This window comes from Nostoc sp., assembly GCF_036917395.1.
GTDB lineage: Bacteria > Cyanobacteriota > Cyanobacteriia > Cyanobacteriales > Nostocaceae > Nostoc.
Genome location: NZ_JBALDI010000005.1, coordinates 45,486 through 61,127 on the forward strand (window position 1 = coordinate 45,486; position 15,642 = coordinate 61,127).

14 protein-coding genes are annotated in these 15,642 nt (G+C 41.1%); 5 read left to right on the forward strand and 9 right to left on the reverse strand.

The window, feature by feature from the left end; all coding sequences use genetic code 11:
- The first annotated feature begins 34 nt into the window (after nucleotides 1–34).
- Nucleotides 35–214: a DUF2283 domain-containing protein gene (locus tag V7K46_RS04350; RefSeq protein WP_335111406.1), complete on the forward strand. Its 180-nt coding sequence runs from the start codon at nucleotides 35–37 to the stop codon at nucleotides 212–214.
- Nucleotides 215–332: 118 nt separating this feature from the next.
- On the opposite strand, the gene V7K46_RS04355 is transcribed toward V7K46_RS04350, so the two are convergent.
- The gene (locus V7K46_RS04355) at nucleotides 333–593 is read right to left on the reverse strand and encodes a hypothetical protein (RefSeq protein ID WP_335111408.1); all 261 of its coding nucleotides are present in this window, start codon (nucleotides 591–593) and stop codon (nucleotides 333–335) included.
- 102 nt (nucleotides 594–695) lie between these two features.
- Between V7K46_RS04355 and V7K46_RS04360 the strand changes: the two genes are divergently transcribed.
- The gene (locus V7K46_RS04360; RefSeq protein ID WP_335111410.1) at nucleotides 696–1,985 is read left to right on the forward strand and encodes a lipid-A-disaccharide synthase; all 1,290 of its coding nucleotides are present in this window, start codon (nucleotides 696–698) and stop codon (nucleotides 1,983–1,985) included.
- Nucleotides 1,986–2,456: 471 nt separating this feature from the next.
- Entirely contained in the window at nucleotides 2,457–3,329 is an 873-nt protein-coding gene (locus V7K46_RS04365; protein ID WP_335111412.1) for an FkbM family methyltransferase, read from the forward strand.
- Between the two features lie 149 nt (nucleotides 3,330–3,478).
- Here V7K46_RS04365 and V7K46_RS04370 read toward each other — a convergent pair whose 3' ends face one another.
- The 4 genes from V7K46_RS04370 to V7K46_RS04385 form a co-directional block, all read right to left on the reverse strand.
- The gene (locus V7K46_RS04370) at nucleotides 3,479–3,865 is read right to left on the reverse strand and encodes a hypothetical protein (RefSeq protein WP_335111414.1); all 387 of its coding nucleotides are present in this window, start codon (nucleotides 3,863–3,865) and stop codon (nucleotides 3,479–3,481) included.
- A 249-nt stretch (nucleotides 3,866–4,114) separates the two neighbouring features.
- On the reverse strand, nucleotides 4,115–4,252 hold the full coding sequence (locus tag V7K46_RS04375) for a hypothetical protein (protein ID WP_335111416.1): 138 nt from the start codon (nucleotides 4,250–4,252) through the stop codon (nucleotides 4,115–4,117).
- A gap of 359 nt (nucleotides 4,253–4,611) precedes the next feature.
- Nucleotides 4,612–7,227: a DNA mismatch repair protein MutS gene (mutS, locus tag V7K46_RS04380; protein ID WP_335111417.1), complete on the reverse strand. Its 2,616-nt coding sequence runs from the start codon at nucleotides 7,225–7,227 to the stop codon at nucleotides 4,612–4,614.
- Between the two features lie 196 nt (nucleotides 7,228–7,423).
- Nucleotides 7,424–7,627 (reverse strand): hypothetical protein, encoded by a 204-nt coding sequence (locus V7K46_RS04385; protein WP_335111418.1) that lies wholly within the window; start codon nucleotides 7,625–7,627, stop codon nucleotides 7,424–7,426.
- A gap of 362 nt (nucleotides 7,628–7,989) precedes the next feature.
- On the opposite strand from V7K46_RS04385, the gene V7K46_RS04390 reads away from it, so the two are divergent.
- Nucleotides 7,990–9,051 carry a transporter substrate-binding domain-containing protein gene (locus V7K46_RS04390; protein WP_335111419.1) on the forward strand — a complete coding sequence of 354 codons (1,062 nt, stop codon included), beginning with the start codon at nucleotides 7,990–7,992 and terminating at the stop codon, nucleotides 9,049–9,051.
- A gap of 338 nt (nucleotides 9,052–9,389) precedes the next feature.
- On the opposite strand, the gene V7K46_RS04395 is transcribed toward V7K46_RS04390, so the two are convergent.
- The 3 genes from V7K46_RS04395 to V7K46_RS04405 form a co-directional block, all read right to left on the reverse strand.
- Nucleotides 9,390–10,781, reverse strand: coding sequence for an ATP-binding protein (locus tag V7K46_RS04395; protein ID WP_335111420.1), 1,392 nt, complete (start codon nucleotides 10,779–10,781; stop codon nucleotides 9,390–9,392).
- A gap of 79 nt (nucleotides 10,782–10,860) precedes the next feature.
- Nucleotides 10,861–11,403, reverse strand: coding sequence for a methanogen output domain 1-containing protein (locus V7K46_RS04400; RefSeq protein ID WP_335111421.1), 543 nt, complete (start codon nucleotides 11,401–11,403; stop codon nucleotides 10,861–10,863).
- A 181-nt stretch (nucleotides 11,404–11,584) separates the two neighbouring features.
- Nucleotides 11,585–13,186 (reverse strand): alkaline phosphatase D family protein, encoded by a 1,602-nt coding sequence (locus V7K46_RS04405; RefSeq protein ID WP_335111422.1) that lies wholly within the window; start codon nucleotides 13,184–13,186, stop codon nucleotides 11,585–11,587.
- 377 nt (nucleotides 13,187–13,563) lie between these two features.
- On the opposite strand from V7K46_RS04405, the gene V7K46_RS04410 reads away from it, so the two are divergent.
- On the forward strand, nucleotides 13,564–14,142 hold the full coding sequence (locus V7K46_RS04410; RefSeq protein WP_335111423.1) for a PEP-CTERM sorting domain-containing protein: 579 nt from the start codon (nucleotides 13,564–13,566) through the stop codon (nucleotides 14,140–14,142).
- Nucleotides 14,143–14,442: 300 nt separating this feature from the next.
- Here V7K46_RS04410 and V7K46_RS04415 read toward each other — a convergent pair whose 3' ends face one another.
- Nucleotides 14,443–15,546, reverse strand: coding sequence for an AI-2E family transporter (locus V7K46_RS04415; protein ID WP_335111424.1), 1,104 nt, complete (start codon nucleotides 15,544–15,546; stop codon nucleotides 14,443–14,445).
- Between the last annotated feature and the right edge of the window lie 96 nt (nucleotides 15,547–15,642).

The following is a 15,642-nucleotide window of genomic DNA, read 5'->3' on the forward strand; positions in this document are numbered from 1 at the left end:
AGTTATTGTATGTAAAAATCAAAGTAAAATTCATTTGAAACCATCGGAATTAAGGATTGTATTGAGTGATATAGCCATAGAAGATAGTGACCAAGAAAAGCCAGGGGTAATTTTAGATCGTGATGAAGACAGAAATATTATTGAGTTAGAAATATTAGACGCTTCCAAAAGAATTCATAATCCACGTTCTCTAGAGGATTCAATTTTTACATAATAGAGGTTTGAGAGTGTTAGCGTACATTCCTTACCTTTGAAGCGTTCCTGTTTTAACCAGAGACACTAAGACACAAAGATAAAAATATTTAACATTACCGCACCATCAAAACTAACATTCACAATAGTATTACCACTGACAAAACGGTATAATCGTTTAAATCAATACTCAGTGTTTGCCTTTCTAATTTCAAAAGTCGCCAAGCTGTACCACTGCTGACGCTGCCATAAATTGTCTTAATTGCTATATTATTAATTTCATTGAATTTTTGTGCGGCAATCATTTCTGCTGCACATTGTGTAATTGGTTCACCAAGTAGCCATGTTGCAAAGTCGGCTGAAAATGACTCTGCCAGAAACTTGCAGACGTTATCGAACATAGCCTGCAATTATATCAGTAATGTTGTGCCTCTAGAAATTAGGAACGAATTAGGTAATATTTCCCTCTTGACTAATGGTCCCCAACTCCTGACCATTAACTAATGACTCAAGTAGATATTCTCATCCTATCAAATGGCCCAGGTGAGGTAACAACCTGGGTGCGTCCAGTAGTGAAGGCGTTGCGGCAAGAACTAGGTGATGACCGTTCTGTGGTGAGGATTTCTGTGGTATTATCGCCTTGCTCAAATGCTAGTGGAAAAGAAGCTGCGATCGCTCTTTCTTACCCAGAAGTAGACAGAGTTCAGGGACCAGAGCATTTTTGGCAATTTTTGCTTCGGGGCAAAACATTTGAAAATTGGGACTGGAGAAGTCGCGGTGTAGTTGTTTTCCTTGGTGGCGATCAAATTTTCCCCGTAGTCATAGGCAAAAAGCTCGGATATCGCACAGTGATTTACGCCGAATGGGAAGCCCGTTGGCATAACTGGATTGATCGCTTTGGCGTGATGAAACCTGAAGTTGCTAAGGGTATCCCCCAGAAATATGCTCACAAATTCACCGTTGTCGGTGATTTGATGCTAGAAGCAGCAGGTGAAGCCGGGGAAAGCCTAGATTCAAATTCCCTTCTGCCGATCACTTCATCATTTAAAACTGAATTGATTGGTTTACTGCCAGGGTCAAAAGCGGCAAAATTAGCCCAAGGAGTGCCATTAACTTTAGGCATTGCCGAATACGTTCACGCAAAAAGGCCCCAAACTAAGTTTGTGATTCCTGTAGCCCCGACTTTGGATTTACAAACGTTAGGTAGTTTTGCTGATCCCCAAAAGAACTCTATTGCTGAAACCTTTAGCTTTAGTGGTGCTGACTTAATTGTCCCAGAGGACGCTAAAGGCAAGGCATTGTTCAAAACAACAACGGGCTTAACTGTAGAACTGTGGCAAGAAAACCCTGCCTATGACTTATTATCCCAGTGCTGCATCTGCTTGACTACAGTGGGGGCAAACACTGCTGAACTCGGTGCTTTAGGAGTCCCAATGCTTGTTTTGCTACCAACGCAGCAACTTGACGCTATGCGTTCTTGGGATGGTTTACCTGGGTTGTTGGCAAATCTGCCGGGGGTAGGTACCACCTTTGCCAAGGTGATTAATTGGCTATTCCTAAGACTTGTGAGAAATAAGGGTTTATTAGCGTGGCCAAATATCTGGGCACAGGAAGAGATAGTGCCTGAACTTATGGGTAAACTCGAACCGCAAGAAGTTGGGGAAATGGTACTAGACTTATTAGCCCATCCAGAAAAATTGGATGAGATGCGAAGCAAGCTACATAGCGTTCGTGGCGAAAACGGCGCAGCACAGAGGATAGCACAGATTGTTTGTGAGGAAATTGGCAAGTAGGGGTTTGGACACAACCAAAGGGTGCAGAGGCACTAAGGGCTTCATAGGTGTGCTTTTTAATAGACCTATTGCATAAATCTGATTATCCCCTGAGATTCAAAGTCACTGGCTCACATATTTAGCCTACGTAGGTAGGCTAAATATGTGATTTAACTTGAAAAATCGGGTTTATCCAGTCACAAATTTAATTCATTAAATATTTGTGCAATTAGAGCCTATACTATTAAAATATTTGTCAGTAAGTGAATTTGAACACATTAATAATGTGATCCAGGTCACTTACATGGAAACAAGTACAATCATACCATCTTCTGGAATTGAGAATGCAGTAACAGGGCATAGGAAACTTGATACCCCCTCTGGGGTTAAAGGGCGATGGGGCATTAGGTGTGTTACCAATGCCTTATACCCTATGCCACAAGCCGTCATGAAAAGTTTTTGAAGTATAGATAGGGAAGTATTAGATTTACTATGATATCAAGTTTACGAAGGAAATTTAATTATTTCACAAATCATAGGGCTTTTAAAGAGTCCCCTCTGAAAGTTACTTTCCGTTTAATATATTGGTGGATAGTTTGTCAGCTTTCTATTCCACAAACGATTTTAGTTAAAAAGTGGAATGTTCGCTTTTTTTTACCGCCTGCTTTTTATAGAACAGGGAATACTAGTCTCTTTGTTTTCCGTGATACTTATGAGCCTGAATTAGGTTATATTGAGCGCACCCTCTCATCAGGTGAAGTGTTCATAGATGCAGGAGCCAACTGTGGTATTTATACCTTGTTGGCTAGCAAATTAGTCGGAGATTCTGGACTAGTTCTTTCCTTTGAACCAGGAGTAGAATCTTTAAAAAGTATTGAGCATAATCTAGAAATCAACAGCGTGACTAACGTCAAGTTGTTCAAATCGGCACTTTCTGAAGAAGAAGGTACAGCTAAGTTGTATCATATTGAAAATGCTCCTACGAGTTATTCTTTGGGATCAGATAAAAGTGAAGAGATAAGTTTTGAAGAGGTTCCGATCACTACTCTAGATCATGTGTTGGCTCATGAAGAGATTGAGCGAGTGGATTTTATCAAGATGGATGTAGAGGGAGCAGAGGAACTTGTCTTTCGGGGTGCAACTTCATTATTTAGTCGGATGAAACCGAAAGTAATATTTGAGATCAGCTCTCAGACAAGCGCAAGACTTAATTTGTCAGCGGATGGAGCCTTCAATTTTCTTAAGGAACTTGGTTACCAGTTTTTCAAAGTTAAAAATACAGGCGAACTGTTCAGCTTTGAATCTCCTGAAGGCCAGAGAGGAAATATTCTAGCAATTCATAAGGATGATTTAGTGGCAGGTTAATATAATTGCATATTTGTCAATAGGTAATCGGAAAAAAGGGATAAATTTAGCTGAGGTCAAGGTTTGCTGATGGCTTTGACCACACCTAAACCCTAGTTTCTAGACGCGACAGCTTACTTCACCGCAGCTGTCGCTTTGTATTACTGTTGCTAATCGGAAGACTGTCCATCTCTTCGCCCTAGTTCATAAATGCCGCAACCAATACAGGCTAGTATGCCTGTGCTAATTGCCCAACCGCGACCTAAACTGATTTCCACACCCCAGTTAAATAAAGCGCCAATGACCAGAAAAGGCACAATGCTAAACAGTGAGGCGTAAAAAGCGTTTTGGGATTCTCTGGCTTTACGAGTCCTTTCAAATTCTGACTGGCTGGTATAAAGCGATCGCTCCGCAAAGTTAAACCAGCGGTTAAGTTGCTCGATTACCCATTCACTGACTGGGTTGAAACCTAGATATAGCGCTAATGACCACAAACTCGCTCCAGCGATCGCGATCGTATCTAATTCAAAACGGAAAGGCAAAATTTCAGTCAGCATGGCTTAGGGGAGTCCTGCAAAGGGTCAACTTTAGCTGTCAGTAGATGCTAAATAAACCTCTTGTGCAATTTTAAGCATAAAGGTTGACAAGATTTCAACTACTTGGCAATTATCCTGCTCCTTTAAACTAGGATATCAACATATAAGTAGGTCGGCGTAAATAATTCTTGTTGGGATAAAGCAGGGGGCTTTTTAGCAGAGCGAAAAAAGGGTTTGAGCCTTGTTTACTTTTCTTCACACAGTTTGATTTTATTGTGCCAACTTACTTACCTCTGTCCAACCATCTACATCGGCAAACTGAAGATGCTGCTGATGAAACTCAGTTGGTAGCCTAAACACTGCACTGTTACCAATTTTGGTAAGACAAATGCTGTAGGAGTTGCTCATCTTCAAGCCTATCTACATGACGTACTTACATGATAGTAATTTATTACGCAATGCATTGGTCTGCATTAGTTAATGCGTCGGCTTGCAATGTTAATGTGTTGGCTGCATTAGTTAATGCGTCGGCTTGCAATGTTAATGTGTTGGCTGCATTAGTTAATGCGTCGGCTTACAATGTTAATGCATCGGTCGCATTGTTAATGCGTCGGCTTACAATGTTAATGTGTTGGCTGCATTGTTAATGCGTCGGCTTACAATATTAATGCATCGGTCGCATTGTTAATGCGTCGGCTTACAATGTTAATGCATCGGTCGCATTGTTAATGCGTCGGCTTACAATGTTAAGGAAATACGGTAAGACATCAATCCAGATTTTGCAGCCCCATCGCAATCTTACTGTGTTTCTCAATTTGTCCCATAACTTGTTTTGCTCGTTGAATCACCACCGCTGGTAAACCCGCCAATCTTCCCGCTTCAATCCCATAAGACTTATCAGCGCCTCCCGGTTGGACTTGATGCAAGAAGATAATTTGGTCGGGTAATTCTTTCACCGTGACTTGATAATTAGCCACATTCGGCAAAATACTTGCCAGTTCATTTAACTCATGATAATGAGTCGCAAAAATCGTTCGCGCCTGAATATCCACTGCTATATATTCCGCCACCGCCCAAGCAATGGAAAGACCATCAAAAGTTGCCGTTCCCCGACCAATTTCATCTAACAGCACCAGTGACCTAGATGTGGCATGGTTGAGAATATTTGCGGTTTCATTCATCTCCACCATGAACGTAGATTGACCAGTTGCAAGGTCATCCACTGCACCTACACGAGTGAAAATGCGATCGCATATTCCCAATCTGGCAAACTTAGCTGGCACAAAACTACCAATCTGAGCCATTAACTGAATTAATCCTACCTGACGCAAATAACAACTTTTGCCACTAGCGTTTGGCCCGGTGAGGATAATTAAATCAGGGAGTGGAGAGTGGGGAGTGGGGAGTGGGGAAATTTCTTCTTCACTACTCCCTACTCCCGATTCCCTACTCCCCAATTGAGTCGAATTCGGCACAAAGAAACCAGGAGGTAAAGACTGTTCCACTACTGGATGACGGCCATCAACAATGTTTATCTCCCTTCCTGGCAACATTTCTGGACGACAGTAACCTTGATGCACCGCCAACTCAGCCAAACCGCACAACACATCTGCCGCAGCCACTGCCCGAGAGAGATTGCGAATTACCTCCGCTTCTTGTGCTACCTCTTCCCGCAACGCCGTAAAAATCTCATATTCCAACTGATTTAAATCATCCCGCGCCGTGAGAATCCGGGCTTCTCGTTCTTTCAAATCTGGGGTGATGTAACGTTCTTCATTCGTCAGGGTTTGCTTGCGGATGTAATTAGTGGGTACTTGGTCGGCTTTGGTGCGGGAAATACTGATATAATAACCAAAAGTTTTGTTAAATCCTACCTTTAGTGTCGAAATTCCCGTCTTAGCCCTCTCATCAACTTCTAAATTGGCAATCCATTGCTGGTCTGCTTCTACAGTCGTTTTCCTTTCATCTAATAGGGAATTCACGCTAGGACGAATCAATCCGCCTTCTTTGATTAGTATGGGTGGCGACTCCACAAGATGCGCGTGTAACTTTTGTGCTAATTCTTCCAATACACTTGGGACTTTCTGCAAAGCTTTGAGGAAAGGAGAACGCGCCTCAGTTACTAAGTGGGATAATTCCGGTAAGCGGGAGAGAGAATCTGCCAAAGCTACTAAATCTCTAGCATTAGCTGTACCAGAACCCGCCCTTCCTGTGAGTCGTTCCAGATCATAAATTTGGCGTAACAATTGCCGCAAATCTTGACGCAGGGGCGTATTTTCCATCAATTCTTGGATAGTATCAAGACGTGCTCGAATGCCTTTAATATCGAGTAGTGGCTGCAATAACCACCGCCGTAAAGCACGCCCACCCATCGCTGTACTAGTTCTATCTAGTGCCCAGAGTAGAGAACCGTGAAAAGTGCCATCCCGGACAGTTTGGGTAATTTCCAGGTTACGGCGGGTTTGATTGTCAACAATTAGATAATCTTTGTCTGTGTAAGTACGAAGTTTCTGGAGGGAAACTGGGTTTTCCTTTTGGGTATCTTCCAGATATTCCAGAAGACCACCAGCTGCCCGAACGGCGAGGGGAAGATGATCACAACCGAGTCCTTCAAGCGATCGCACCTTAAATTTCTGCAATAATCTAGGTCTAGCTTCGGCTTGGGAAAAGGGAACTTGCGATCGCAAACTATAGCAAAATGATGGTGGCAAACACTGTGGGAGATGCGGCGAAGTTTCTCCTGGACGCAGCAAACTACCCAAATCAGGCGCATTTGTCGGAACTAACACCTCTGAAGGTTGCAAGCGCATTAATTCTTGTGTCAAATGTTCTAAATCACTACCTTGAGTCGTGAGAAATTCCCCTGTAGAGATATCTGCATAGGCTAAACCCCAATGATTTGCGGCAATTACTACTGCTGCTAAGTAGTTATTGCGACTTGATTTGAGCATTCCCTCTTCCAGCAAAGTCCCAGGAGTCAGGATGCGCGTTACTTCTCGCCGCACCAATCTACCAGCAGCTTCAGAAGCATCTTCTACTTGGTCGCAAATTACCACTGCATAGCCTTTTTCTACCAGCATCGTCGTGTAGCGTTCCCAAGCGTGGTGTGGAACACCAGACATCGCCACTCGTCCCTGTTCCCCAGCTTGCTTGCTAGTCAGGACTAATTCCAATTCTTGGGCTAGTTTTACAGCATCTTGGAAATAGCATTCAAAGAAATCTCCTACCCGATACAGCAATACTGCGTGAGGATATTTATCCTTCGTCTCGACATAGTGCAGATACATTTGACTTAGCTTACTGCGGTCTACCTGTCGATGGTCAGAAATAAAAGTACTTGCGTCGGGCTTGTTAGATGGAGTTTCAGAGTGAGAAGCGGTCATAGATGCTATTGAGTTACGCACGGAAATCCCACAATATTCGATGATAGCGTGATGTGAAAGTTGAGGGGCGATCGCTCAAGGATTTTTTACCCTTCGTTATATTAGCTTGCTGAGGTACCCATTGTTTCAGCTAGTCTAGTAAAGAGGCGAACGCAGTATGGCGAAGCTTGGCGAATCTTAGTTACATTCAACAACGCTAAAAGCTTTGGAGCGTGTGTCCTTCTAGTTCTTTTTCATACTTACCATTTTTTGAATGACGGGTAGCTGTCTTTAACTGGATATACAAGATTTCTTTATAAATTTGCTCTATATTCTGATATTGTGCCATCAAACGCTCAATTCCATCTTCTCTAGATTCTTCCCCATAAAATTCTCTTAAAGCATTAATATCAGCAATCAACTATGCTTCTATTTTTTGCACCATCAAGTGGCACAGCTCATCTTCAAAATTCACGGCATCTAAAATCCAAGGATGATCTTCTGTTCTATTTCTCAGATGTTCCCAAGGTCTAGCAGTGGAATCAACTGGAGATAGCGTGGTGTAGAATTCGAGAAAAGCGCTCAATTTACTATAAGACAGATAGGTTTTTTTGTGGTTGTTTTAGTAGACAATTGGTGGGAAAGCGCCTTTAAGAAAAGCTTAATTCGGATAGTTGAATGAGTATAGTAATCTTTTCCTTAAATCTGTCAGCGAGTAAGTGTGGAAGAAAGAACACAAAGAACCAAACTAGTAAGTCCCTCATCCTGAATTGCTGGAAGTGGTTGGGAGTTGGATTTTTAGTGTTGGTGCTAATGCCGAGTCAGGTGTCAGCCCAGAAACCAACGAAACCTCTACGCGTGGCGACGGGATTAGCCACACCCTTTGTCTTTGAGAAAAACGGTCAAATTACTGGATTCAGTATTGATCTTTGGCGTAGCATCACTGAGGAGATGAATGTTAAGTCCGAGATATTTGTCAATCCAACTACTCAGGACTTGCTGTCTACTATTAAATCTGGTAAGGCAGACGTGGGAATTGGCAATATATCTATCACTGCCGAGCGAGATAAAGACTTTGATTTCTCTCAACCAATGTTTGAATCAGGACTTCAGATTTTAGTACTAAATCATGAGAATGGTGTCAGATCAGTACCAAGTTTATTAGCAGTGATTTTCTCACCTGCCCTAATACAGCTTGTTGGCATCATTTTGGTAATTATTCTTGTGCCAGCCCATATTATCTGGTTTTTTGAGCGTCAGCAGACTGAAGGAATGATCCCAACTTTGTCCTATTTTCCTGGTATTTTCAAAGCTTGCTGGTGGGCAGCTGCAACCCTGGCTACCCAAGCTGACGAAATGCCTAAGAGTGTAATCGGACGGGTAGTAGCCGTAGTCTGGATGTTTACCAGTGTTGTTTTTGTTGCATACTTTACGGCTACAGTCACTACTTCGCTAACGGTGGATCAACTACAGGGAAATATTAAAGGTCCAGATGACCTAGTATCCAAGCGTGTTGCCACTGTTATCAATAGTACATCGGCAACCTACCTGCATGAACAAAATATTCAGGTTCTAGAGTTCAATAAGGTTGCTCAAGCTTATGATGCACTCTCACAAGAAAAGGCAGATGCAGTTGTTTTTGACGCGCCTGTTCTGCTTTACTACGCGTCTGGTGAAGGCAAAGGAAAAGTAAAAGTTATTGGCAGTGTTTTTCGCAAGGAGAACTATGGCATTGTCTTTGGGGCAAATAGTCCCTATCGAAAGCCTGTTAATAAAGCCCTGCTAACACTACAAGAAAACGGCACTTATCAAAAGCTTTATCAAAAGTGGTTCAGCACCAATTGAAGAACAGGTTCAGTTTTGCTTTATGGTGCGATCGCATTCTGTAGAGTGACTTTAATTTGTCGCTGTGCCAAATTAAAGTCTTTAGTCCATTGCTGTCAAGCTAACTTGATAACGTAAATTTTGGGATCTTTGAGGGTAATCTAAAAAGGATATTTACCCTTCGTTATATTAGCTTGCTCTCAATTGCTTTAAGTAGGTCAGCACTTCGTATATCAGGACACACCAATTATAAATCCTTGAGATGCACCACACTCAATTTTAAGGTTTGTGAACAATGCTTAATTTACATAGTTTTCAGCCTTACCTGAACCGTATTGGCATATGCATGGAATTTTTTATTAGACTAAGCTAACTGGTATCTTTATGACAAATTCTGCACCCTTTCCTGGTGTAGAAAAACACCTAAGTTCTCCCTTATGTTTTTCAACTATAATCTGATAGCTTATAGATAGCCCTAGTCCAGTACCTTTGCCCACAGCTTTAGTGGTGAAAAACGGATCAAATAGCTTTGAGCGAACTTGTTCATTTATCCCCAAACCATTATCAGCAATACTAACTGCTATCCATTTTTCATCGATTAACTCAGTTTTAATTTGAATTTGGGGATTATTTTTTGTCAGTTTTTGATTTTCAGTTGTTTGGGGATTTACTACTGACCACTGACTATTGTTCGCTGATGCCTCCAGAGCATCGATTGCATTAACAATAATATTCATAAATACTTGGTTGAGTTGACCAGCATAGCAAGTTACATTCGGCAGTTGACCATATTTTTTAATGACTTTGATTTCTGGGTACTTATCATGCCTAGCTTGCAGGCGATGCTCTAAAATCATTAAAGTATTATCGATTCCTTCATGAATATTAACTTGCTTAAGTTCTGCTTCGTCAAGTCTGGAAAAGTTACGTAGAGATTTAACAATTTCCTGAATTCGTTCTGTTCCTACTTTCATTGACTGGAAGAGTTTAGTTATATCTTGAATCAGAAAATCTAAATCTATTTCTTCTATTTCATCTTGGATTTCTGGGGGAGTAATGGGACAAAGTTGTTGATAAATTTGCACCAATTTTAATAAATCCTGGGTATATTCATAGGCGTGGTGAAGGTTCCCATAAATAAAACTCACGGGGTTATTAATTTCATGGGCAATACCAGCGATCATCTGTCCTAAACTAGACATTTTCTCAGCTTGAACAAGTTGAGTTTGAGTAAGTTGTAGTTCGTTTAGGGTTTCTTGTAAAGCAGTTGTACGTTCCTCAACCCGAATTTCTAGCTCTTGATTTGCTTTTTTGAGTGCTTCTTCTGCTTCTTTACGTCTGTGAACTTCTTTTGCTAACTGATCGATTTTCTGATTCAGAAGAACGAAATTACTGCTGGCTAAAGTTCTCTTTTCCAAACGCAGAAGAATTAAAGCTGAAGATTCAGGAGACCAAGGTTGAATAACGGCTCCTTGACTACGATATATTAACGTTTGTCCATCATTCTTTCGTAAAGTCAAGGAGCCAATAACCATTGCTCTGCTACTTGAACAGGCTTGCAGGTACTTTACAACATCGTTAGTAGACTCAGTTACAAATTCAAAGAGCATTCTCCCCCGCACTTCTTGACGGCGTAACCCCAGTATATCTGCTACTGGTTGATTGGTAGCTAACAGCAGACCCTCTCCACTCACCAGAAGTAAAGGCTCTGGTAAAACTCTGGCAAATTCAAGAAATTGTTCAGGAGTCATGGGGGTTTTCGGGGTTCAACTTTACTTTACATATCTGCACTTAAGTTTTTATCCTGGGGTTAGTTTAGTGCTGAAGGCTTTACACAGATTCTAATCCTCTAAAGTATTCTCGACCTTCTGCATCTTCTGCCTCCTCTGTAAGTTTTAAGTAAACAATAACTCTACATCCAGAAGCACCCTGTGCTATGGTCTCTTGCAATTCTACTTTCGCATATCCTAGATTATTAGCTGCGATCGTCCCAAAGACGTTTGAAGTCATCATGCACATGGCAGGACGATTCAGCACTTTTTCGGCAAATGGGCAGACGCGATTGCCAAAGACAATTTTTTCATCATTCTGCTCAATTACATAAAAATCGCCCTGGATTCGTCTTTTTAAATCAATCAAGACATCAGCTACCTGCTTACGAGAAAGGTTGGAGACTTCCAGGGCAGATTTGTAATCTTGGTTAATCTGCCTACCCATCCTTTCACCAACTACGCTAATAAATCCAGAGGCTTCTTCTAAGCCAACTACGTCCTGCAATGTGCCAGATAATTCTCTGATTAATGTACGTAAAAATATATCGCGTTCTAAAGAAAGATTAAGTGTAGCTATTGAGTGGTTAAGTGCATTGGTCATAAATTTTGAAGACACAATCTTGGAACTACAGTTATAGAGTTCCCCTAAATGCCTCTCAAGTAACTTTTTATGTTTTTCATCCTTCAATATCTCAGCAAAAAACAGCAAAGCCAGCAGATACAGTAAAAAATTGCATAATTACTCTATCTAACTGGCTATATTTCGCTAGGTTTTTGACGATTTATTTTTCTGGTGGCAAATCTACACTGTAAAGAGTTTCACCTACTAAGTTACGCAATGTTACAGTCATCACCTTTGTATAAGCATCAATTTTCACTCCTCCAAAGAATTGGAAACCTTCACTTGGGGGTCGATTTGCTTTCGTCCCTGGAGGAAGGCTTTGAAATATCAATTGCGGGCCAAAGGTATTTTCCAATTGGTTAGGCCCAAATGTACCAGAGTTCAAAGGCCCGGCGACAAACTCCCAAAAAGGCTTAAAGTCGGTAAACTGCGCTTTAGCGGGGTTGTAATAATGGGCTGCTGCGTAATGTACATCAGCAGTTAACCAAACAATATTCTGGATTTTCTTGTTTTTGATAAATCGTAGTAAATCGGCAAGTTCTAGTTCTCTTCCTAAAGCCGGACCGTCTCCGTTAGCCCAAGCTTCAAAGTCTGTGCTACCGTCTCTAACTATTAGTCCCAAAGGCATATCACTAGCAATCACTTTCCATGTTGCTTTTGATGAGAGCAATTGCCTTTTTAACCATTGTATTTGTGTTCTGCCCGCAAATGCTGTGCCTTTACCTGCTACTGGCTGATTATTAGGGCTATTTGGGCCCCGATAGGTGCGCTCATCCAGCATGAAAATGTCTAATAATGGGCCATGCTTGAAGGAGCGATAAATTCTCGCTTTGTCTGGCTCATTGGTTGTATACCCAATAGGCAGATATTCCAAAAATGCTTGCCTTGCTCTTTGGGATAGCAAGTTAACATCCTTAACTGTATAACGGTCATCGTTGAGGATAATTTGCTCAGGATACCAATTGTTCCTTGTTTCGTGGTCGTCCCACTGTGCCAATATCGGAACTTCAGCGTTGAAACGCTTGATATTTTCATCCAGCAAATTGTAAATATAGTTGCCACGATATTCTGTGAGAGTCTCTGCTACTTTGGATTTTTCTGGTGTAGTGATGTTTTTCCAAATAGTGCCGTCGTCTAAAGTTACTTCTGATTGAATCGGGCCATCAGCATAAATATTATCGCCAGAATGAATGAAAAAGTCGGGATTAAGTTGGCGCATAGCTTCATAAATTTTCATCCCACCGAAATCAGGATTAATCCCCCATCCCTGACCGGCAGTGTCGCCACCCCAAACAAAGAATATATCTCGCCCAGATTTGGGGGGAGTTCGGAAAGTGCCTTTGACAGGAGCGCTGTAGGTGCCTTTATAATCTAAATCTTGGAAGATTACCCGATAAAATAATTGTTGGTCTGGTGGCAGGTTCCTCAGATAAAGTCGTGCTGTAAAGTCGCTATTTTTTAAAGCATTGGGTCCAACAACTCGCTGCACATTACGAAAAGATTCGCTGGTAGAGTATTCTACGATCATTTTGGCGGGGCGATCGCTGCGACTCCAAATAACAATACTATCGTTGCATATATCTCCGCTAGCTATCCCATAAGGTATAGCAGGACGCATTTTATCTGAGGTGATAATGGCAGGTGCTTGGGCAAAAACTTGAGATTTTGATAAAAAATTTGTGGCAATAATTCCACCTGCTGTGATAGTTGAACGGAGCAAAAACTGGCGGCGGTTTAGCTTCAATGAGTGATTAGATTCCATGCTAAATAATGGCAAGCTTAAGAAGTATTACACGATATGTATTTAGCACATTCTGTTATCGCAACAAGTAAAGATTGAGTTATCTAAGGGTTAATAAAATCTCTGAAATTATTTTGTAAAATTACTTAATATTAATTTTTATCTGAGCTTTACCTCAGATTAAACTCTGCTTAAACTCATGACCTAAAAATAATTTAGCTACAAGTATTTGGTAACTTATTTCCTTTCTGGGAACAGGGTTAATAAATAATAATTCCTGTTTTCATCAGTGAGGAAACCTTTGTAAATAAGCAAGGAGATTAGAAAGTTAGAGTCAGCTTATTTCTCCACTTTGCAGTCTGCATTACTTGCAGAAATTTATCATGAGGAAAACTGAGATGAAATTGCTTCCACAATTAGTGTTTGCTGCTAGTATTGCTCTGAGTTTGACTACTATAGATGCCAAATCTACATCTGCTGCACTTATTAACTACGCTTTTACTGTTGATAGTCCTATAAATACAGGAAAAGGCTTTTTTAGCTTTGATGACTCAACTTTCAGTAATGATTACATTCCAGAAGCGCTAGTTAAGTCGCTTTCTTTCCAATTCGATGGAGATTCCACCGTTTATACCGAACAAGATGATTTAAACTACCCAGACTTTCCCATAGTATTTTCAACGACATACTTAACAGGACAGACATCTTCTGTGGGATTAGATTATACATTTGATCATAAAGCTAATCCTTCCAGTTCTAGAAGTTACGAAATTGTTGGTGAGGATTTTACAATTTTTTCCAGCACTTCTCCAAATACTGAAATATTCTCTGGTAAAGTTTCTTATAAAAAAGTACCTGAGCCTACAACTTTAGGCGGTACTCTCTTTGCTTGTGGTCTTGGTTGGATATTGAAGAGAAAGGCAATATCAATGAAAAAGGTTAAAGTTTTACTTTTGTTTTGGGGACAGCTAATATAGTTTGTAGCAACCCATTAAAAACAATAAATAATTGATTCAAAATCAAGTAATGAAGTATGGGCAATTCATACTTCATTCTTGCTTTGCCGCTCGCTCAGAGTTTTTTTATTTTATGTTGGAAACATGATTGTGAAGAAACGATGTCTAGCGACAAGGCCGGAGGCGGAGCGTCTCTGGCTCCGCGCTAAACGTCTACGCAGTCAGAAAAGTATTGAATTCGCTGAAGTACTCTATACAGCGGTTCCTGCATTTTTATAAATAGTCAATATTGTCAATTTTCCTTCACTTACAGATTGAATTTTAACTATAAGTTCCTGCTCTCTCAGTAATGATTTTTACAGGTTCTGACACGATATCATTTAGCTTATTAAACTCTCCAGCCCGCCAACTGTCTGTTATATCCTTGATAAAACTGGCAATCGGGATCGCAATTAACAAACCTAACACTCCTCCCAACTTTGCCCCCAACAACAAAGAAATCACCACCCAGACGGGATTTAAGCCAGTCAAATTACCAAGAATTCGAGGTGCAACAAAATTAGAATTAACTTGGTCGATTGCAACAGCTACACCTAAGACTTCAACTCCTAGCCAAAAGTTTTGCAACGCCACCAACAAACTTACTATGGCGATACCTACTCCTGTACCAAAGGGGAAAAGAGAAAACAAACCAATACCGATACCAAAAAGTAAAGCCAAGGGAACTTGCAGCGCCAAAAACACCAGTGTAATTGTCACCCCTAACACAGCTCCCAATGTTGCTTGACCAATGAAGTAATTGTGGAAATCCTCTCGCAGTAATTCCCGCACTTTTAACCCCATGCTACGGGGAAACCACTGAAAAACTCCGTCCCAAAGGGGTTCGCCATTCAATATTAAGTAGATAGTCAGCACTACTGCCAGCAACACGTTGAGAACAATACCAATGGTATCGACGGCAAAACCAAGAATTCTCCCAGTGAAGGACTGAAGTTGGTTAGATAATCGGTCGAGAACTTGGGTAAATAAACCACTTAAATTAATCGGAAGCTGTTGTTGACTTAACGCCCAATCCTGGAAAGCTTGCAGTTGTTCAGTACCAGAATCAATCCAACTGGGCAAGATATTAGCTAGCTCGTTGAGCTGTTGGATAATCAGGGGAACTAAAGTGATGCCTAAACCCACTAAAACCACCACAGTCAAAAGCAACACTCCTGCGATCGCCAGGTTGCGTTTTACCCCTTGTTCCTGAAGAAACTGGATTGGATAGTTCAATACAAAAGCCAGTAGGATGGCGGCAGCAATAATACTAATCAAGGGTTGAAAATACTGTACAACCTGGAGTAATAGCCAGCCGTTGAGAATAATAATCGGAAATGCCAATCCTATAGTTAACCATCGCGGTAGTTTGTTTACTGATTGCATTAGTGATGACTCCACAAGAGTTATAACTTTATTTTGGCTTTTGGGGATTCGGACTGGGGACTAGAAAAAAGTTTTCTTATATACCCATACCCTATG

Bases quoted from the DNA above. Each gene is read 5' to 3' on its own strand.
- V7K46_RS04355 (WP_335111408.1), bottom strand. From the start codon at position 593: ATGTTCGATAACGTCTGCAAGTTTCTGGCAGAGTCATTTTCAGCCGAC.
- V7K46_RS04360 (WP_335111410.1), top strand. From the start codon at position 696: ATGACTCAAGTAGATATTCTCATCCTATCAAATGGCCCAGGTGAGGTA.
- V7K46_RS04365 (WP_335111412.1), top strand. From the start codon at position 2,457: ATGATATCAAGTTTACGAAGGAAATTTAATTATTTCACAAATCATAGG.
- V7K46_RS04370 (WP_335111414.1), bottom strand. From the start codon at position 3,865: ATGCTGACTGAAATTTTGCCTTTCCGTTTTGAATTAGATACGATCGCG.
- V7K46_RS04375 (WP_335111416.1), bottom strand. From the start codon at position 4,252: ATGAGCAACTCCTACAGCATTTGTCTTACCAAAATTGGTAACAGTGCA.
- mutS (WP_335111417.1), bottom strand. From the start codon at position 7,227: ATGACCGCTTCTCACTCTGAAACTCCATCTAACAAGCCCGACGCAAGT.
- V7K46_RS04395 (WP_335111420.1), bottom strand. From the start codon at position 10,781: ATGACTCCTGAACAATTTCTTGAATTTGCCAGAGTTTTACCAGAGCCT.
- V7K46_RS04400 (WP_335111421.1), bottom strand. From the start codon at position 11,403: ATGACCAATGCACTTAACCACTCAATAGCTACACTTAATCTTTCTTTA.
- V7K46_RS04405 (WP_335111422.1), bottom strand. From the start codon at position 13,186: ATGGAATCTAATCACTCATTGAAGCTAAACCGCCGCCAGTTTTTGCTC.
- V7K46_RS04410 (WP_335111423.1), top strand. From the start codon at position 13,564: ATGAAATTGCTTCCACAATTAGTGTTTGCTGCTAGTATTGCTCTGAGT.
- V7K46_RS04415 (WP_335111424.1), bottom strand. From the start codon at position 15,546: ATGCAATCAGTAAACAAACTACCGCGATGGTTAACTATAGGATTGGCA.